Annotated in this window: 13 protein-coding genes; 3 read left to right on the top strand and 10 right to left on the bottom strand. The window is 47.9% G+C overall.

The window, feature by feature from the left end; translation table 11 throughout:
• Positions 1–2 precede the first annotated feature (2 nt).
• The 4 genes from JFN88_RS03355 to pdxR all read right to left on the bottom strand — a co-directional run bounded on the left by JFN88_RS03355 (position 3) and on the right by pdxR (position 7,754).
• Positions 3–2,636: a DrmE family protein gene (locus JFN88_RS03355; protein ID WP_233167377.1), complete on the bottom strand. Its 2,634-nt coding sequence runs from the start codon at positions 2,634–2,636 to the stop codon at positions 3–5.
• Positions 2,637–2,659: 23 nt separating this feature from the next.
• Positions 2,660–4,198, bottom strand: a complete 1,539-nt coding sequence (gene dcm, locus JFN88_RS03350) for a DNA (cytosine-5-)-methyltransferase (protein ID WP_199017877.1) — start codon at positions 4,196–4,198, stop codon at positions 2,660–2,662.
• Positions 4,199–4,515: 317 nt separating this feature from the next.
• Positions 4,516–6,180 carry a 23S rRNA (uracil(1939)-C(5))-methyltransferase RlmD gene (gene rlmD, locus JFN88_RS03345; protein ID WP_199017876.1) on the bottom strand — a complete coding sequence of 555 codons (1,665 nt, stop codon included), beginning with the start codon at positions 6,178–6,180 and terminating at the stop codon, positions 4,516–4,518.
• Between the two features lie 80 nt (positions 6,181–6,260).
• On the bottom strand, positions 6,261–7,754 hold the full coding sequence (pdxR, locus tag JFN88_RS03340) for a MocR-like pyridoxine biosynthesis transcription factor PdxR (protein WP_199017875.1): 1,494 nt from the start codon (positions 7,752–7,754) through the stop codon (positions 6,261–6,263).
• Positions 7,755–7,883: 129 nt separating this feature from the next.
• Between pdxR and JFN88_RS03335 the strand changes: the two genes are divergently transcribed.
• Positions 7,884–8,519, top strand: a complete 636-nt coding sequence (locus tag JFN88_RS03335) for a pyridoxamine 5'-phosphate oxidase family protein (protein ID WP_199017874.1) — start codon at positions 7,884–7,886, stop codon at positions 8,517–8,519.
• Positions 8,520–8,768: 249 nt separating this feature from the next.
• Here JFN88_RS03335 and JFN88_RS03330 read toward each other — a convergent pair whose 3' ends face one another.
• Together JFN88_RS03330 and JFN88_RS03325 are read right to left on the bottom strand one after the other, a co-directional pair.
• Positions 8,769–10,262 (bottom strand): DHA2 family efflux MFS transporter permease subunit, encoded by a 1,494-nt coding sequence (locus JFN88_RS03330; RefSeq protein WP_199017873.1) that lies wholly within the window; start codon positions 10,260–10,262, stop codon positions 8,769–8,771.
• 370 nt (positions 10,263–10,632) lie between these two features.
• Positions 10,633–11,412: a squalene/phytoene synthase family protein gene (locus JFN88_RS03325; protein WP_199017887.1), complete on the bottom strand. Its 780-nt coding sequence runs from the start codon at positions 11,410–11,412 to the stop codon at positions 10,633–10,635.
• Between the two features lie 258 nt (positions 11,413–11,670).
• Here JFN88_RS03325 and JFN88_RS03320 point away from each other — a divergent pair, with 258 nt between their 5' ends.
• Both JFN88_RS03320 and JFN88_RS03315 read left to right on the top strand, forming a co-directional pair.
• The gene (locus tag JFN88_RS03320) at positions 11,671–12,444 is read left to right on the top strand and encodes a DUF3891 family protein (protein WP_199017872.1); all 774 of its coding nucleotides are present in this window, start codon (positions 11,671–11,673) and stop codon (positions 12,442–12,444) included.
• Between the two features lie 935 nt (positions 12,445–13,379).
• Positions 13,380–13,994 carry a TetR/AcrR family transcriptional regulator gene (locus tag JFN88_RS03315; RefSeq protein WP_199017871.1) on the top strand — a complete coding sequence of 205 codons (615 nt, stop codon included), beginning with the start codon at positions 13,380–13,382 and terminating at the stop codon, positions 13,992–13,994.
• 159 nt (positions 13,995–14,153) lie between these two features.
• Here the strand turns inward: JFN88_RS03315 and JFN88_RS03310 are convergent, their stop codons facing one another.
• From JFN88_RS03310 to JFN88_RS03295, 4 genes are all read right to left on the bottom strand, one after another.
• A complete protein-coding gene (locus JFN88_RS03310) occupies positions 14,154–16,247 on the bottom strand; it encodes a sulfatase-like hydrolase/transferase (RefSeq protein WP_199017870.1) in 2,094 nt (697 codons plus the stop codon).
• A gap of 78 nt (positions 16,248–16,325) precedes the next feature.
• A complete protein-coding gene (locus JFN88_RS03305; protein WP_199017869.1) occupies positions 16,326–16,802 on the bottom strand; it encodes a hypothetical protein in 477 nt (158 codons plus the stop codon).
• A 185-nt stretch (positions 16,803–16,987) separates the two neighbouring features.
• Positions 16,988–17,509, bottom strand: coding sequence for a hypothetical protein (locus JFN88_RS03300; protein WP_199017868.1), 522 nt, complete (start codon positions 17,507–17,509; stop codon positions 16,988–16,990).
• A 26-nt stretch (positions 17,510–17,535) separates the two neighbouring features.
• On the bottom strand, positions 17,536–19,686 hold the full coding sequence (locus JFN88_RS03295) for an ABC transporter transmembrane domain-containing protein (protein ID WP_199017867.1): 2,151 nt from the start codon (positions 19,684–19,686) through the stop codon (positions 17,536–17,538).
• Positions 19,687–19,762 lie beyond the last annotated feature (76 nt).

Here is a 19,762-nt window from a genome sequence, read left to right as displayed (position 1 = left end):
TCCTACTCCGCAAACGGTTTATTTATTACGTTAATTGGAACCAGTACGGAATTCTCAAGAATAGCAACACTCTCCAATTCCAATGTTTCCGATAGGTTCTCAACATTGCTGTGAACCATCTCAAGTATGCTGCCTTTCGGTGGCTTGTGTCCGTTGAGATTATCGGTGATTGATCTTCCTATTAGATCTAATATCTCCTTCCGTTTATGTCTGACTATGCGAAAGGACTCGAAATATCCATGTATGTCAGTAAGCAAAAACTCATCTTGTATAAGATCGGCGATTTGCTCTAATGTTTTTTTCTCCCTCGGACCTACGGTATGACTCTCTCTGATAAGCCATTGTCTTATCGTTGCTTCTCGAAGTGAGCTTCCGAGTTTCTGAAGCTGTTTAGCCACATCGCTGTATGAAAGGTTGTGATTATTTTTATATTCACGTAAGGCTTCTTTCCAATACCAAGCCTTTTCCGATGCTACTGAAACTTCCTTGCTGAAACGCCCTAAGCTTTGCAAGTTTTCGTAAATATAGTCAACCATATTTCGCGTGTAATCGTCACGCTTCACGAAAACAAGCATATCTCCAACTGCCAGGTTTTTGACATCAATTTCTGTCACAGTTCCCTTACCGGTATTAAAAACAACCGCATTATAATATTTTGAGAAAAAAATTTGCTCTCCGTTTACAAATCGTCCAACAGCGTATACTTCCGTTGTCGGAATAGAGTCGGCAAAGCCTGAAGCTTTCTCCGTTAACGTTTTTAAATCAATCGAACTTATTCCATGGATGTACTGATCCAAGTCGAAAAACGAATTCATATCTTTTGAAATAACAGTATCCTCAACTGAATCCTCGACATAATCAAAAGTATGATCTTTAACGATGCCGAGCTTAGTGTTCAGCTTATGTTCAAAATTGTCACTTCTGCGTTTTTCACGCTCAAACTCACGGAGTTCGCATTCGTATAGCAGAACAGTAATGTCTGCCGCCGCCCGGCATTTAAATGGATTAAATCGTTTGCTGTAATAATTACCAGTAACTATAACCTCATCATACTGTTCAGAATTGTCAAAGCGATTTGTGGTAGAAAATGTTACATTTTTGAGATTAAACGCTCCATCAGCGAGCAATATATTTATATAATAAGCTTTCGGGACAACGACGACGATATTTCGCTCTGCCGATGTAAGCATCCGCTGTTTCAATGCATCATATTTATGACATACGGAAAACGCCTCTTGATAAAGTCGTTCTAAAATATTCGTAATATAAGCACATTGTTCAGCGATAGTTCCAGCATCATCTGCTAAATCCCAAAGTTTAGATATTCTGGCATGTGGAGAACATATCCCTGCAGCTAGTTCACCGTTCTCAATTGCTCTTTCAAGTGCTTGCATCGGAAAAGTAGCCGTCGTAAACAAATTCAACAGCGAGTATGCGGTAATAAGAAACGTATCCTTTGATTCTGCATTCCAGTCGGATTTTCGGATGATATCAAGGGCTGTTTTGACATTCCAAAAATCATCTCTCGAGCAGCCCCCATCAATAATGACAGTTGCAACGTTGTTATTGATAATATGTTCTACCTGCCGATCAAGCTCGGCTGTTAAAACATTTTTAATCTGCGGAGGCAAGGAATTCTGCAGAAGAAACTCTTTCGTACAGGCAAACACCGCGGTGTTCTTATGAGTTTCTATAATACCCTCTGTGCTGTCACTGTCTATACCGGCAACAAGATGGGAAAACCTTAAAGATTTTCGATCAAGTAGGTCTGGCAATTCCGTCCGCGCGTTTGATATATGATCGGAACCAATAACTATAAAACCAATTGTTTTGTTGCCACGCTTATCAAGCACTAAATCACGAGCGGTCGCGACCTTCCCCGTTATTTTTAACACAGGGTCGCTTTTTGCTGGGTTGGTTCCATATTGATATTCTTCGCCACTACTCGTGTAATACGAAGCGGTAACGATGTCAAGTAGTCCTATACTTTTGCCTTCATTGTAAACAATTCGCACTCCTTTTGAGATTCGCTCGAACGTACTTCGCTCAGTCACAACAACCGTAGAAAAGTCTGTTATACTCGAAACCGCCTCTGGAGAAGTGTCGAGCACATACGATATAAAATCGTTGCGACTAGAATCTCGTTTTCTTAAACCTCTGCCGTCGGTTGTTTGAGAGTTTCCATTGTACGGAGTAATCAAATGCCACTTTGTACGAGGCGCGTATGTTCTTCCCGCTTTAGTCGGCTGCTCTAAAACTGCGTAATACCTGTTGTCAGATGTTTCGGAGTATATAAGCGTGGGCTTGTAATCTTTATCAACAAACCCGGCCCATATATATCGTTCTTGTTTATGCTCACCATATAAAACGATGTCGCCTTTTTCTATAGTTTCAATAGCTTCATCACTATAGGAGCCCCCCATCGATAAACATCCAATAGCAGCAATGATAAAAGAGACAATATCGAAACATATCGAACCTGTATGTAACGCTACGCTAACTGTATGGTCTTCTCCCGAAAATGACGATGCTAAAAAGTCTGCGTACTTTTTGACGATATACTCCTTTGATATAAGAGAATCTTCGAAGTATATATCGCACTTATCGAGCAGACGGAATAAAGCCTGTTCACTCATCACGGCTAATTCACCTCCGTTTGTTAATCGGTCGAACAGAGTATTTCGAGACATTGCCGCATAAACCGAGCCATTTCCTCTACGGCTGGTATGGTTACTGAATTCCCGAATTGCTTGTATTTTTGAACGTCAGGTATCCGGTTAGGGAATGAAAATCCTTCCGCACCGTTCTCCTTCATGAAAGCGTAATTAATAAACCCCTGCAATTTCCCCCATTCGGTGGGTGTCATTTTTCTGATGCCTTTATCATTGAGTGGAGTTTTTTTCCCTTTTACAATTGTTCCAGCAGCACCATCACGCGGATCATATAACAGATTCCGCTCTCTTCCAGAGCCGCCGGTTGCAAGGAGAGTATTGGCAATGGGCGTTTCAATACCAGGTTCGTTAACGATCCTATACCCGAAACCATAACCTCTACCTTCTTGTCGCTCTCGATGCTTTATCAGCGTTTCGAGGTATCCAGATGCCATGTAATACTTCAGATCAACATCTCGTTCAAGCACAGCATTGAGATCAGTATAAAGCGTATGTTCGCGTCCTCTTGGCAACTCTGTAGGCAACATCAGTAGTCGTTCAGGTTTGAATCTCTCCCTGTCAAACCCTATAATATAAGTCCGAGGACGATTTTGCGGCACACCGAAATTACGTGAGTTTCTCACAAAGTCTCTTGGACTATAATTAAGCACACCATCATTCGATAGGGAAACACCTATGACCCTATATTTCAGTTCCGTCACCAAAGTATCTATTATTCTTCGGAATGTTGCTCCCTTATCTCTTGTCACTAAATGATCAACATTCTCTAAAAAAAAGGCGCAAGGCCGTGTCCGTTTAATAATATCTGCTATATGAAAAAAAACCTGTCCCTTTTCCTCATTTTCAAACCCCTCCCCGAGTCCGACACGACTGAATGTCTGACACGGAAATCCTGCAAGAAGAATGTCATACGGGGTTCGTTCGATTCGCTCCTTAAATGCTTTCGATGTTAAATCATTAGACGGGTCTTCACCAAATAAATGCTTATATGTCATACAAGCATACTTATCTATTTCAGCTGACAATACGTTTACAAACTCTCCGGCTAGTTCAAAGCCACGCCGTATACCACCAATCCCAGCACATAGGTCTATAGTTCGATACGGCCTTTGCGGGAAAAAACGCAGGTGTCTTTCAATCTCATCGACGCACTCAGCAACGTTTGTCTTAATCTGATTTTCCTGAAAGCGAAGTACAGTCCAGCCCTTTCTCTGTAACTGTTTGATAAGGATTCTATCTCGTTCTATATTCTTGAATTTTGAAGTGCCGAGCATTCGATAGTCATTAATTTTACCTTTTGAACTTCCCCTACTATATCCACGTGAGAATTCATTATTGCAGAATATGGCAACTTTCCTTGCCGCAAAAACAAAATCAGGTTTTCCGTAGACAGTATAATTATTTTTTGAATAAGTCGTCAGACCACGACGATCAAGTTCAGTACACAGAGTGCTTTTAAGCTCAATCATTCTAATACGCGGGCGTTTAATATGATAATTTATTTGCGTCCTAATTTTTCGAGCCATTGTGTTTCACCTCGACATATACAACAATTTGGTATTTCCCCCTTGCTATCACCAATATCTACCTTTCGACACAAGTCGGGCTATTTCCTGCCTGGATTCATCATATGCCCTGCTCTAAGTCCGCCCAACTATGCTGTGGTGACTGATTTGAAAAATCAAATTCTCTAATATTGCATAGAGGAAAGAGAAAAAGACGTTGGGTAATGACAACCCAGCGTCTTTTTCAGTTCTTTTATGCTCCCTTACTTTTCCTTGCTTACAAGTTTCATGGAAGTTTTACGAGAAATCAGGCACTTCTTAAGCGAACCTGCCACATCTCATTTTCTAACCATCAATATGACCGACTCCACATGACTCGTCTGTGGAAACATATCCACAGGCTGCACACTCTCCAGCCTGAATCCATGCTCCAGCAAATACTTGCAATCCTTCGCCAAGGTCGAAGGATTGCAAGACACGTACACAAGCCGCTTCGGCTTCGCTTGTACGACTGCCTCCAACAATGGACGCTCACAGCCTGTTCGCGGAGGATCAACGACAATCACATCAGGGCGAATTCCCCGTCCAATCCACTCGGGCAGCAGCTTCTCGGCCCGTCCTTCATAGAACTGCGCATTCGTCACTCCACTCTCCCGCGCATTGTCCCTCGCATCCTGCACTGCCTCCGGGATCACTTCAATTCCCCGAACCTCCCGGGCGTGTGGGGCCAGCCATAAGCCAATTGTCCCTGTTCCGCAGTAGGCATCTACAATAAGCTCCTCCCCGCTTAGGGAAGCCGCTTCCTCTACCTTGTTATACAGCTTGACCGTCTGTTCGGGATTAAGCTGGAAGAACGCACGCGGCGACAATGCAAATTTAACCTCTCCCAATGTCTCGGAAAGCCGCTCTTGACCCCACAAGACAATTGTTTTTTCACCGAAAATAAGCGAGGATTTGCCTTTATTCACATTCTGGGCAATGGTTCTGACGATCGGAAGCGCCTCCCGAATGCGCTGAATCAGCCGCCGCGAATCCGGCAAACGGTCGACTGCCGTAATCAGTGTAAGCTGTATATCCCCGGTAGATTTCGCAATCCGGGCCACTATCGTCCGCACAGCTCCTTCTCTTGTACGCTCATTGTACACAGATATATGAAGCTCCGTCAGAATGGACTTGACCTTCTCAATAACTTCATTAATCACCGGATGCTGAACGCCACAGCCGCTAATATCAACCAGACGATGCGTTCCTGCCGCATACAACCCTGCAATGATGTCTTTGCCCTCATACCCGGTCTGCAACTGGGCCTTGTTGCGGTATCCCCAAGGATCATCCATCCCGATAATTGGATGCATCGGCAGCTCCTGCAAGCCGGCATAGCGCTGAAAAGCCTCCCGTACAAGCTCCTCTTTTGCCGCAAGCTGCGCAGAATATGTCATATGCTGAAGCTGACAGCCACCGCATGCCGAATAAACCGGACACCGCGGCTCCTGCCGATCAGGAGAACGCCTCTCCAACTCCACAATAGTTGCCATCAGAAACCCAGGCTCGACTTTGGTCACAGAAGCGCGCACAACTTCCCCCGGAAGCGCTCCTTCAATGAATACCGCTTTCCGCTTGTAATAGCCGACCCCTTCACCGTTAATGCCAATGCGTTTTACCGTGACAATGATCCTCTCTCCAATTGTAACCTCCTCAGCGCTTGCCGCTGTGCGTATTCCATAAGCTGAGTTCACCCGCTTTTTGAAATGTCCTTTCTTACCTCCTTCCTTACCCTCGTGTCCGCCTCCAGGCTGGCGCTCCTGCTTCCCTTCGTTTCTTCGGCTGAGATGATTCCCCGACCGCTTGGTCCGTTCCTTCCCGAACTCCCCTGCACGTTGCCCGTCCCGGTCTTTCCCCCTGTTCCCGGACTGACCTTCATTCCCTAATGAATAAAGCTTGTCCGTCCCGCGGCCCGGCTGATTCGCCTTGCTGCCGCGCGGCTTTTTAATGTCATGCGCCATACTTTTTTCCGCTCCGTTTCCACCTGTAATCTATTTAATATAGCACAAACATTCCCCTTTGCCCAATCGCAATTCATGCTTTACCGCTTTGGCAGAGTGCCTTCCAGTGCTGACAAGACTTCCTCCATTTTGCTAACCCCATACAGGATCTGCTCCTCGGACAAATGAGGGAATCTGAAGTAAGCGCCATAACGCACGGCAGTCCCGTCCTCGCCTTGAATGCTCGTCTCTGGCCAGTAAATGCCGCTTTTCCGGCAGGCAAGCCTATATGTTAAATAGTCCTCACCATCGCCCCGCCACCAGCCAAACAGATTCAATCCCGCATCTCCTTCCACCCAGCCAAACAAGCCGGACAGACGACTAATGAGTTGCTCGCGCAACAGCTTGAACTTCCGGCCATGCATTCTCTTCATTCTCCGCAAGTGGCGCTCATATTCTCCGCTCTGCATCCAGGCGGCCAATGCCCGCTGCTCCAGCAAATTGCAAGGATACGGGTCAAACAATGCTTTGGCCCTCGCATACAGCCGAACTAAGGAAGCAGGAAGCACAGCGTAGCCGATTCTCACATGGGACAACAGCGTATTGCTAAAGCTCCCGACATAAATGACACGTTCTTCCCTGTCCAGTACCTTGAGCGGTTCCAGCGATTTACCCCGGTAGCGATATTCACTGTCATAGTCATCCTCAATAATAAGCGCGTTATGGCGCGATGCCCATGTCAGCAGCTCCTGCCGACGTTCTAATGACAATACGGCCCCCGTAGGAAATTGCCGATTAGGCGTGACAAATAGCAGCTTGGCATCCCAATCGACCGGAATAATCCCCTCGCTGTCTACAGGAGCGTGTAGGCAAACGCCGCCAAGTGCCTGAAATGCCCTGACCGCTCCACCATATCCGGGACTTTCGACAACGACCCGCTCTCCAGGATTAATGAATAGCTGCGCCGTCAGAGCCAGTGCCTGCATAGAGCCGTTGAATATGGCAATTTGCTGCGCATCCACTGCAATCCCTCGGGTGCGACGCAAATATTGAGCAATGCTTTCCCGCAAGCCATCGTCTCCTAATGTCGATACCCTGGACCGGCTTCGGAGCCTATTGGGATCTGCAAGCTTCCTGGACTCGGCATACAGGAAACGATGCCATTCCTTGTCCGGGAATGCTGTCTCTGTACCCCGAGCTCCAAAATTAACGGCCCATTCCCCGTCAGCTTGTACACCGGCTGCCTCTTCCTCCTTCCAGCCCTGCAACTCGTTCAGGCGCTCGCCCCAATCTGCAAGCAGATACTCGCTCCTTCCGGGAGCATGGTCTGCTCCCCCGTCCAGCGGCTGGAAAGCAACAAAAGTTCCTTTCCCTACACCGCCTGCTATATATCCTTCTGAAGAAAGCATGTCGTACACCTGACTGACTGTGCCTCGTGACATCTGATACATCGCAGCCAATTCACGGCTTGACGGCAGCCGGGTACCAACCGCCAGCACCCCCGAGACAATAGAGTCATAGAGAGCGTTATACAGCGACAGCCGCTTCGTCGCATACTTCTCCGTATACACATGATACGGAATATGAAATTGCATGCCAGTTTCCGCCTCACCGATTAATGGTCTAATAAAATTAATGTAAATTGGATCTTTTTAATTGTCAATGAGTGCAGTATGCTGGGATTCAAATCTGTAATGCGGCTTGACTTGAGGAGGGGCCTGTCCATGAGGAGAAAAGAATTTGAAATAATGAACGCTTCTGAAACCGAGCAGTTTTTGCAAGAAATGAGTTTTGGCGTGCTGGGAACTACCCATGAAGATGGCTGGCCGGAGCTGACACCGCTGAACTTCGTCTATTGCAACAATCAGATTTACTTTCACGGCAGTATCGCCGGACGCAAAATGAAAAATATCAAGGCCGAGCAAAAGGTCACGTTTTCGGTGGCAAAGGAATATTCGATCATACCATCGTATTTCACTGATGCAAAGCTTGCATGTCCGGCTACCGCCTTTTTCAAATCGGTGCTCATTAAAGGCGAGGCTGCAATACTAACCGACCTCAGCGAGAAAGCCGAGGCACTGGCGGCATTTATGAAAAAGCTGCAGCCCGAGGGTGGTTACGCCCCGATCGACCCCGCGGACCCGGACTATGCCGGAAATCTGAAAAGCACTTCTGTGGTGCGCATCCATATCCGGGAGCTTACAGCCAAGTACAAATTCGGGCAAAATAAAAAAGCGGACGAATTCCACCAAGTAACGGAACAGCTTGAACAACGTCATACAGAACTTGATATACAGACTCTTGCCATGATGGAGGCCTTCTGTCCTCACCACCAGAAAAAGGACGACAATCAAGCCTAATTACTCTTGCGTGTTGCGTTTTCTGATTAAAAGGATCTCAAACGGTCAGATCTGACCTGCTTGTTGGGAGAACTCATTCGTGGGTTTGCACCCTGGTAGATATGAAAAAGAATCAGGATTCACCCCCATAATTACAAAAAACGCGCGCTTCCCATCAAGCTGTATGTTTCACCAAGCCTGACGGAGAAGTGCGCACTTTAACTTTCATAATACTTGTATCATCATATCACTACAGTTATATGATCCAGCTTAGTGTGCATGAACCTGCTGCATCCCGCCCCCGCCCTCAGGACGAGCGCGCTTGAGGAAGAACAAGGCGAGGACGAGCGCAATGGCGACAAGACCCAAAGCAAGCAAGAACGATTGCCTCATTCCCGCAGCCAGAGACAATGCCGGCAAATCCGCTGCCGCTACAGAGGCTCCGGCGTTTGCAGCATAGTCCGCTGCACCAGTTGTCATGATTGTCACAAGCAAAGCCATTCCTACTGCTCCGCCGACCTGCTGAATCGTACCAATAATTGCAGTTCCATGCGGGTACAACGCAGGCGCCAAACCGTTAAGCCCATTCGTCATAACCGGCATCATCAGCATGGAAATGCCGAGCATAAACAAAGTATTCAGCAAAGTAACGGTAATATACGACACGGACAGCGACATGAATGCAAAGCCGACCAGACCGCCCGACAGCACCAGCAAACCGACCAGTGCAAGTCCTCTCGCTCCAAAACGGTCAAACAGCCTTCCCGTAATCGGGGACATAATCCCCATTATGACCCCGCCGGGCAGCAAAGCAAGCCCCGCCTCAAGAGGCGAATAGTGGAGGGCATTCTGCAGAAAAATCGGTACCAGCATCATCGTCGAGAACATCGCCATCATCACAATTAACATAATGATAACCGACAGGCTGAACGTGAAGGATTTGAATGCCCGCAGATCGAGCATTGGCTGCTTCAATGTCAGTTGGCGAAGCACAAACCAGATCAGAGCAGCGCCGCCAATCACAATCGGAATCGTCACACCGGTGCTGGTCCAGTCGCCATGCCCTTCCCCGGCGCTGCTAAAGCCGTAGACGATGCCGCCGAAGCCTAAAGCCGACAACACCATCGATAATGGATCAACCTTGGTCGGACTGGATTCCGAGACATTTTTCAAACGGAAGAAAGCAAAAATAATGACAAAAACAGCAATAGGAAGCACGCTATAGAACAGCGTTCGCCAGCTGTAATGCGCCACGATAAGCCCGGAGAGCGTCGGACCGATTGCCGGTGCAAAGGTGATTACGATTCCGATTGTTCCCATCGCCGCCCCCCGCTGAGACATCGGAACAAGCGAGAATACAACATTCGTCAAGAGCGGGAACATCAGCGCTGTTCCGCTAGCCTGGATGATTCTCCCTGCAAAAAGCATCGGGAACCCGGATGCCAGCGCGGCTATAAGCGTTCCTATCGTAAAGAGTCCCATCGCTGTCAGGAACAATCCTCTTGTCGTGAAACGTTGAATCAAAAATGCCGTTGCCGGAATCAATACGGCGATAACAAGCAAATATCCGGTGGACAGCCATTGCGCGGTATTCGGCGATACCCCAAGATCTGCCATGATCGGAGTAAGTGCGACATTAAGCAAGGTTTCATTCAAAATCGCAACGAACACCCCCAGCACCATCACCAGTACAATCAAGCGATTGCTCTTGCTGCCAAAGGCGGATTGCTTTGCTTCTTTATGAACAGATGAAGCCAATATCATTACCCCTCTCCACTTCGTCCGGCAAGCTTATGCAGTCAATACCGGAATGATTTGATCTCGACTGCCTGCAGCTTGCAAACTGCTTTTTTTCTCTCACAGCCATTGTCATTTTACATGATAAGTCGCAAATGAGCTATTCATTTTTTGTTAACGCCAAAACAATAATACATTAATTCTGAAAAGCTGCGCCCCAGAACTGCCGGTCGGAATCACGCGATGGCCTATTCTACCTGGGATTATTTTAGCATAAAGATCGCAGGCGAAGTTTCTCACAGATTGCGGAACTATTGGCCGACGTCATAATTTTTGTAGAAAAAAAGAACCGTCCGTTTGACAATGGACAGTTCTTCTTGCAGTTGGAACAGGATCGCTAAGTCAGACTATTAACCAGTTTCATAACGGCCTGTCTGGTCAATTTATTGCCGCCCGCAGCAATCAGGTTCAACGTAGCATGTGCGAGCTTGAGCGGGATTTTGCAGAACTCCAGTGCCGGACCGCCATTAAGCTCCTCATTGTACTCGTCGCCAAGCTTCAGATTTTTCCGGGTATACTGAATCATCTCCTCAGAGCCCCAGCCCTCAGGGAAGAAATCCACTCCGCGCTTCAAATCCTCATCCCGGTTGCGCAAAATATTAACCGCTTGCAATCCGCGGCCGTAAGCTACCGCTTTGACAGGATCGGTCTCCGTCCCGTCATACCAATGCCAGATTTCGGACAGCATCTCGCCTACCATTCCCGCCACACTGTAGGTGTACGCATCCAAATCCTCAACCGTTTGAATATCCCAGCCCCGCTCGACCCAATCAGCCATTTGTCCAGCCATTTTGGCTGTATAACGCAGTACAACCTCGGAGACCGCATTCGGGCACAACTCCGCCCATTCACGAAGCCTCCAGCTAACTTCCGGCAGTACATCGCGATGGGAAGCAAAATAACGTTCAATTTCAGCGATGTCGCTCGATTCAGCAAGCAGGTGCTGAACGCCGCGCAACAGCTCGATCTTCAATTCGTCCGCGATCGATTCATGGTCTTCAATTTCATCTATAGCTCTCATGCACAGGTAAGCAGATGCCACAGCATCTCTCAAGCCTGGCACTAACCGGTTAATCGGAATGTAGAAGGTCCGGCTTGTTTCTTTCAGCACCATCATTGCGTCTTTCAAGAAAAATAATACCTCCATAGCGAAAACGCTGCTTTTTTTTCTATCATACCACATTTTAATAGGAACAAGAAAATAGAATCCCGCAGGATTGGTGAATTACTATTGAAAATCAGAAACCCTGAATATTTAATCCGTTCATGAAGGGAAACGCCGGTTGAAAAACGAATAAAGTAAAGGTCTTGATTGAGGTCGCCCGACATCCGTTTAAATGTATGATAAGCCATAGCGAGAGGGGTTAATTCGAATATGATTATTCGTGACAACGGCCAAGAATTTATTATGATTGCCCAGCATGAGCATGGACTGCTATCCGGAGTAATTGCCCGTCATTTTCAAAAACGCTTCTTCCTCGCTCCCAACCGCTACGAAGAGGTTATTGTGGCAATTAGCGAACATGACAGAGGCTGGATCAAGCTGGATGACACCCCCATCTGGAATGACGCGGAATCCGTGCCGTTTACCTTTGTCGATTATCCGTTGCTTCCCAAACTCGCTTTTTATCAATTTGGCATCGAAGAAGTTGAAAAGCTAAGCCCCTATGCCGCGCTTTTATGCAGTCTTCATTTTGCTTCCTTTAGTGATATGTTGCCTTCTGCCCCGCAGGAGTTTACAGACTTTTGCAAGGAGGAACAGAACAGACAGCAACAGTTGAAGCACAGGCTGGGAGTTGTGGATGAAAGCCTGCTGCAGGCCCATTTTCGCTTGCTCCAGCTTTGCGACGATCTATCTCTATATGTGTGCCTGAATGAACCAGGAGCAGCAAAGGCTGACGAGCATCCATGGTTTCGAAGTGGGTTTGAGAAGGCCAAAGGCTTTGTCAGCGGCGGCGCAGACCTGCCTGTGGCAAGATGGATCGGCGCGAAGGAAATCGCAGTGTCTCCCCCTGTTTTTGAGCACCGTTTCTCGGCCTCTTTGCGGGCCAAGCATGTCCCGAAGCCGCTTATTAAGGAGCTTGGCATTGGCCGGGCATACAGCGAAACGGAATGGACCGAACATGAATTTATATTCAGCAATGGTTAGCGGATATTCACAATTGAAAGACAAACCTTTGGGAAAATTTTCAGAATGTTCATTTTACACTCCCTCCTTTATACGATATGCTGGTAATAGGAAGCAAGCAGACACATGGTTTTCTGGAGAAGGAATCAGATGGAATTTGATGTAGGGAGGTAATGCCTTGTACGCAACTTTGATTGTTTTGATGATGGTCGTAGGAGCTGTCATTATCGTTTATGGCGGTCGGCAGGTTATACGATTTGATGAGCAGGACGGCGAGTAGTCTGAACTTGATGATTTTGTACAGAGTCAGGCAGGCCCCTGCCGTCTTCTGAATGATTGCAAAAGATCGCCGGCAGCCTGGTCACGCAGGCCAGGCCGGGCGATCTTTTTCTTTATGCCAGCAACAGAATCAAGGCTCCATATGCTTCTTTAAAAATGCGGCCATATCCGCATAAGCTTCTTTTCCTTCCGGCGAGAACTCTCCGAGAATTTGAAAAACGTGCCCGACACCTTCGAAAATTTTTACGGAGACGTCCACCCCAGCCTTTTCGCTTTCCCCGCGATTCCCTTTGCATCATCACGGAATACTCTTCTTCCCGGCCTGGACTACAGGCTTCAAATACATCGAAATCTTTCTCCAGATACAATCGCAGCAACTCCGTAATCTCCGCTTCGTCTTCAACAACGAGAAACCCATCCTCATTCTGCTATCTCTCCCCTTTGCTGGTCCAAATCTCTCCGCACATATTGCCCTCATCCCCTTCCTATAGCTCATTGTTTTCCTCCCCCATTTCCTATAAGATGGTTTTGATTACTAAAAGAAACAATCTGCTCTTTCTATTGAAATTATTAGGAGGGCAAAATGCCGCGCATACAAAATGGATTTCATTGTTGTCTGAACCGGCAGAGCATAAGACTAGACGGGCGAGCGGTCAACTTAACTGAAAGTGGTGAATATGTTGCAGAGGCAAATAAAATCAGACCGGCGAACCCGGCAAACAGGCAAGTTTATTCGTGATGCCTTCCTTCAGCTTATTGCGGAGAAAGGATATCCTGCAATTACTATACAAGACATTACAGATCGTGCCGAAATGAACCGATCCACATTCTATTATCATTATAAGGGCAAGGAGGAATTGCTTGAACAGTGCATCCACGAAATGCTCAGCTTGGCCGAAAAAGACATTATGCGCCCTGCCGGTACCAATGATCAGGAGACCAATTCAACGGAATGCAATGACCAAATCCGCTTTTATATTCGCTTGTTCGAGCACATAAGCGGGCAAGCGGACTTCTATCGTGTTATGCTGAGGCATGTCCCACTGTGTGGACAGCGCTTGTCCGGAATTATTCAGCAGTTCTACCAAGCCCGCATCTTCTCCAATCACCCCATAGCGGACAACCTTGTAATATCCCGGGAATTGCTGACAACCTATATCACCGGCGCCTATACCGCTGTTATCTTGTCTTGGCTGGAGCAAGGTCTCCCTTACACGCCAGCATCAATGGCCCAGCAGCTTTCCCTTGTCATGAACAAGGGGCCTTACCGCGCTGCCGGACTGTTGCAGTAATACTTTCCACATCCATCCAGCAGCGCGGGTTTCTGCAAAGCCAGCGGCAAGTGTAAACGGCTTTGCCATCCTTTAGCTGGCCAAACTTCGTTTCGAAGCAAAACGAAAAACCTAGCGGGAAAATCACCGCTAGGTCCTTTTGTATGCTTAAGTTCATATTTAAGGCGTAAAATCAAACGATGCCGATTCTGCAATTTTTCGATTGAGCGAATCAAGCACCTGGTAGGAAATCCGCAGCGTTCCACTCGTATTGTCCGGCAGCTGGGCGTGAACTTCTTCGCTGCTGACGAACGTTGTCTCTGCTTGCTTGCCGTTTATATACACGATGCCCGAAGACACAAAGTGACTTCCCGTTAATCGAATCAGCCCGGACTGCTGGTTTGGCTCTAATGGTTCCGCTGCTGTCACTATCCGCTCAGCCTTGCTGATCGTAATCGGTCCGCTGCCCATCTGGAACTGCTCATTCGCTGCCGGAGGCTCTCCGTGATAGCTAAAGCCTTCTCCAAACAATCGGTCATATTGAAGGAGTGTATAATGATCCAGTGTTTGTTCATTAATATGCGCCTGTGCATAGAAGTCTTTTCTTGGGAGGAAAGTCATTCCTTCATCGAACATGCCGCTCAAATAATCGGTCAGCTCATTGCCTTTCGCTCCTGCCTTGGATAAGGTCAGATGGGCCAGATGAAAGGCGCTGATATACGTATCATCATATTTCTTGTGATCCGAGGAGAAATTGTCCCACATAATGAACGGCACATTGTACATTTTCAAATAATCATCATAGTCGATGCTGTCCTGGAAATATCCGGCTTCCCGATAAACGCTGTACTCTTCCCCCAGCATCGGCAGGTGGTCCCCGAAAAATACAATAATTGTCGGCTCATCGTTATCCTTGAAAGCATCCACCAGCATTTTCAGCGACTCATCCACATCGGTTTGGGCCTGGATATAGGTCTCCAATATATTCGTGGAAGATTCGCTCAGGCCGGACACCTTGATCGTATTCTCCTCGTTTTTCCCCAGGCGGTAAGGCCCGTGATTCTCCATCGACACCGCATAGATAAAAGATGGCTTGTCCGTGTTCTTCACTTCTTCAATAATGCGCCGCGACATTTCCTGATCCGCAATATAGCCGCTCCTTTTCTCCGGGTTGCTGAAGAACTCTCCGCTAATAAAACGGTCAAAGCCAAGCAGACGATACACCTCATTCCGGCGGTAAAACCAGTTGTGGTACGTATGAATCGCCATCGTCTCATAGCCTTGTTTTTTCAGAATAGAGGCTAGCGATTCCTGCGGGGATCGCACATAATTGGCATAGGCAATAGATCCTGCCGGCAATAACTGTGTGGACAGGCTGGTCAACGCTTCGAATTCCGTGTTGACAGTCCCGCCGCCGTAGACAGGAACAAGCAGATTGCCGGTTGTCGATTCCTTCTGAAGCGTATGGAAGAACTGCAACGGGTCCCGGCTGAAGGCAACATTTTCAAGCCTTGTCGGGTCCCAGAACGCCTCACTCATAATCATAATAATATTAGGTGCAGAGGGAGCTTCATGTTCCGGCTTCGGACTGGTTCCCTGGATCGCTTCGACTGCAGCACGCGCGTATTCCTTCGGCTCCTGAACCTGCATATATTGGGCACTTAGCAAAAATCCCACCAGCATGCCGTTCTGTTCATAGTTCATGCTCTGATCCCAGTTAATCACTTCTAGAGCGAACACCTTTCGCGCCTTCATCGTACCACCGAACATCCCGACGACCAGCGTCAATCCGACAATCGCAAGGATGATTCTTGGCGCTAGCCGATAGTTCGGAGCAGGCAGCTTCCACACCATAACAGCCCCAATGGCCAGGACAATCACTATCGGAAGCAGTGTATATAGGATAGCCTGTGCGGAAAAGAACGTGGACACGTCCAGCGCTTCTCCACCGAGCTTAAGATCCCAAGGCAACAGAGGTTCGCCGCGATACTTCATTTTCATTCTGCTGATCGTGGCGATACTTACACTCGCAAGAGTAAGGACGATGAACGCCCAATAGATCCGTTTCAGCAGCAGAAGCAGGATGAGCATGATCCCGAAAACAAGCAAATAACCGGAAGCCCATTGACCAGGATGCAAAACCAGCCAAGCAAAAAAGCTTGTAAAGCTGGACCGATGGGCCACCTCCGTTATGGTCATCGTCAAAAAAGGCAGTAGTAGCAGCGGCAGTATATAACCGATGCTTGATACAAGCTTGCTTTTACTAAAAACCATATTTCCCTATCTCCATTACCGGGCAGCGCCTGCCCCATTTTATTCTTTTACTAACTTTACACCCTTCAAGTTGACAAATCAAATCCATGCAAGGTAGGCTTCCAGTTCGGAATAAGGGACCTGATACAACGCCAAACCTTCCACAACGGTTCTGGATGCGCCGGGCAATGAAGCAAATTTCCGGAATAGACTCTCCTGTTCCTTGTGATCGGCAGACGCCCAGAATTGCACCTGACGGACTGCTGGATTTTCCTGCTTCATCAGTTCAACAAGCGCCCGCATACTCTGCCAGAACAAGGAAGCAACCCGGTATTCCTGACGGATAAATACGGTCTCAATCTGGCATACATGCTTGTCTTCATATTGATTGGCTCCTGTACCGATAACAAACCCCGCTGCTCCTACAATTTCATAAGGCTCCTCACTGAAGATCAGCATGGCTTTGCCGGCTACTAATGGGCTGCTCACAAAGCTGAGCTTGACGGCGAATGGATAAGGCAAGTTTAATTCCCGGTGATGTTCAAGCAAAAATTGGACATAGGACTCAAAGTCCATCTCCAACTCACATGGTCGAAATAAAAAATCCATTACGCTGCAGTTGCGCGCAAGGAATCGTTTGCCTGACTTCCGAAGCCGCTTCCTTTGGATGAATGTTTATCAATCGTTGGTTTTATTGGAATCATGTTGATGTGCCTCCATTATAGGTGATTAACCGGGTTATTTTGATGCGCGTGCATAACTTACCACGAAACACGCTGGAATTTCTTCAAAGCCGTCTTCAGCGTACTGACCTGTTCCGAGAAAACTGTTTCCTCGCCAATTAACCCCTCACGAGTATGGCTTTTGTTCGCCAGCTTTGCATACAGATTGCAAACATATGTATTTTCCGACAAGGCGGAGAATTGAATTTCTCTCACCTCCGGATGCTCCTCGACAATCAGTTCAATCAGATAGATGAATCCTTTCATGAATAGACGGCTGCCTCTGATTGTACGATCACAGATTACCAGATCAGCAAACACAATCTCCTTATCCTCGAAATTGCGCTCCCGAGTCCCGAGATAGTATGCCGATGCTCCCAGCACGCGCTGATTCTCATCGACAATACAGACGAGATTGCCCTCCGTTATATAAGAATACAACAGAGCGACCATATCCAGCGTCGTATAGGCCGGGTGTAGATCACGTCTGTTCTTCAATATAAATTGACTGACGCTCGAGATTTCATCATCGCTTAAGCATCGTTTGCACGTTGTGGTCACGTTCTCCCCCCTGTCTTGTTCCATCGTTACATCCGTTTCGACAGCGTACGCTGCAGCGCTTCCATTAGTTGCGGATAGCGCGATGTCAAGTGATGGAATGCTTCGCGTCTGATTGTCAGCATGACGCCATGCCCTATCGCTTTAACCGTAGCTGTCCGGGGGATGTTTTTAATCAGGGCAATTTCACCGAAATAGTCGCCATCGTGCAGAACAGCTACCCGCTGCTCCCCTTGCTTGTGAATGTGCTTGATGACCTCAAACCTTCCCCGTACAATGAGGTAGAACTTGCTGCCTTCTTCTCCCTCATGAACAATGCTCTCACCGTCCTCGCATGTTTCTGTGGCAAACAGCGAAGACACCGATTCCAGAACGGAGTGGTCCAGCCCCTCAAAGAAAGGCATTCTGGCAAGCCGGTCAGCTTCAACGGTTGCATACAGGCCGTCGTTCGACAGCTTGAAGCCGTGCTGCTTCTCCCACAGACTGTAGTATAGTCCCCGCAGCGCCATCAATTCCTTGTGCGTGCCTGATTCTGCAATCCGACCAGCCTCAAATACATGGATGCGATCTGCGTGAACGACCGAGGACAACCGATGGGTCACCGAAATGACCGTCTGGCTGTCGCGCAGGCTTCCAATCAACTGATTCATGTCTGCTTCGGTCGCAGGGTCCAGTGCGGATGTGACCTCATCAAGCAGCAGCAGTCCGGGCTTTCGCAACAGCGCTCTTGCAATGGCTAGCCGCTGGCGCTCACCGCCCGACATTGAACCGCCTTCATGACGAACACGCGTATCATATCCTTCCGGCCAGCCTGTAATGACATCATGAATTCTGGCCATCCGTGCCGCTTCCGTCATCTCTGAATCCGTTATAGCATCCTCCCTGTCAAGGACGAGATTTTCCCGTATGGTCGTGTTAAACAGGAAGGTATCCTGTGTGACAAGCACTGCCATTCTTCGCAATGAAGCCTCACTGACCTGACGCAGATTAATTCCGTTAAGCGAGACTGTCCCTTGCGCGGGGTCATACAGCCTCGCCAGCAACTGAAGCGCCGTGCTTTTCCCGGAGCCGCTTGGGCCAACGAAAGCTTCATAGTTTCCGGCCGCAACCCGCAAGCTGATATCCTTCAACTGATCAGCTCCCTCCGCGTATCCGAAGGTCACCCGATCCATGTGAACGGAGGCCGTTGCACCGACAAGCTCAAGCGGATGCTCCTGCTCCACTACATCGGGCTGTTGATCCAGAACCTCTCCAATGCGGCGAAAACTGATGCCCGATTCTATCAGATTGGGAATAAGAAAGGACAAACTGGATACCGATTGCCCGACTGTCATGAACAACGTAAAAAAGGCTACGAAGCTCCCCACGCTCATCCCGTCCGTAAAGATCAGATAACCGCCAAAGCCAATCATTCCGCCGTTTAATAGCATCAGGGCAGTAAGCGGCAGTCGTTCCATCAGCGAGCCTGTCATGTGCAGCTTCATACCGTAGCCAAACAACTCCTGAATTTGCCCTTGGGCACGCTCCCGGAATCTGGCTTGCTGATGCAGCCCTCTAATCGTCTTATGTCCTTTGACCATCTCATCGATTGTATTGGTGAACCGTTCCTGGGCTTCCTTGTATTTCACATTATCCGCTTCGGCGCGGCGCTGCAGCAGCTTCGGTAATGCAAACATGAGCAGAGAGCCTCCAAGCATTACCAGCGTCAGCTTCCATTCCAGCATAAACAACAGCGTCAATCCCAGCAGCAGACTCAAGCCCTCTTTGACCAGGTAAGGGCTCCCAACACGGATCACACGCTCAATTGACCCCATATCCGATCCGAAGCGTGTCACCAGATCGCCGATCCGGTAACGTTCATAAAATGGCAGCGACTGCTTTTGCAAATGATAGAATAAATCCGTTCTCAGTCTGCGAATGACCTCTCCACTTACCCTGCCAAGCGCATTATCTCCCCCGACTCCAGCAAGTATGCTGATCAGGCCGCCTGCAAGCAAAATGCCTAAAATAAGTAAAAAAGCTTGCAGATTTTTAGGAGTAAAAGCTTCGTCTATGAGGAACTTCAAGCTTAATGGCGCTGCAACCGCATAAGCAACCTCAATGATCATACAACCTACAAACAGGGTGCAAAGCAGCTTGCTGGAAGCTAGATATTTCCTTAATGTACGAACAACGTTCACTTGCAGTCCCCCCTGTAACCAGCTTACAGCAATGATTTCTATTTTGTAAACGACCAAACGGGTAATTTCTGCCACT

Source organism: Paenibacillus roseus (genome assembly GCF_016424485.1).
Taxonomy (GTDB): domain Bacteria; phylum Bacillota; class Bacilli; order Paenibacillales; family Paenibacillaceae; genus Paenibacillus_D; species Paenibacillus_D roseus.
This window is presented reverse-complemented; position numbering and strand designations above follow the sequence as displayed.

Excerpts from the sequence above, each read along its gene's own strand:
- JFN88_RS03355 (WP_233167377.1), bottom strand. The coding sequence starts at position 2,636 with ATGAGTGAACAGGCTTTATTCCGTCTGCTCGATAAGTGCGATATATAC.
- JFN88_RS03310 (WP_199017870.1), bottom strand. The coding sequence starts at position 16,247 with ATGGTTTTTAGTAAAAGCAAGCTTGTATCAAGCATCGGTTATATACTG.
- dcm (WP_199017877.1), bottom strand. The coding sequence starts at position 4,198 with ATGGCTCGAAAAATTAGGACGCAAATAAATTATCATATTAAACGCCCG.
- pdxR (WP_199017875.1), bottom strand. The coding sequence starts at position 7,754 with ATGCAATTTCATATTCCGTATCATGTGTATACGGAGAAGTATGCGACG.
- JFN88_RS03330 (WP_199017873.1), bottom strand. The coding sequence starts at position 10,262 with ATGATATTGGCTTCATCTGTTCATAAAGAAGCAAAGCAATCCGCCTTT.
- rlmD (WP_199017876.1), bottom strand. The coding sequence starts at position 6,180 with ATGGCGCATGACATTAAAAAGCCGCGCGGCAGCAAGGCGAATCAGCCG.
- JFN88_RS03320 (WP_199017872.1), top strand. The coding sequence starts at position 11,671 with ATGATTATTCGTGACAACGGCCAAGAATTTATTATGATTGCCCAGCAT.
- JFN88_RS03325 (WP_199017887.1), bottom strand. The coding sequence starts at position 11,412 with ATGATGGTGCTGAAAGAAACAAGCCGGACCTTCTACATTCCGATTAAC.
- JFN88_RS03335 (WP_199017874.1), top strand. The coding sequence starts at position 7,884 with ATGAGGAGAAAAGAATTTGAAATAATGAACGCTTCTGAAACCGAGCAG.
- JFN88_RS03315 (WP_199017871.1), top strand. The coding sequence starts at position 13,380 with ATGTTGCAGAGGCAAATAAAATCAGACCGGCGAACCCGGCAAACAGGC.
- JFN88_RS03305 (WP_199017869.1), bottom strand. The coding sequence starts at position 16,802 with ATGGACTTTGAGTCCTATGTCCAATTTTTGCTTGAACATCACCGGGAA.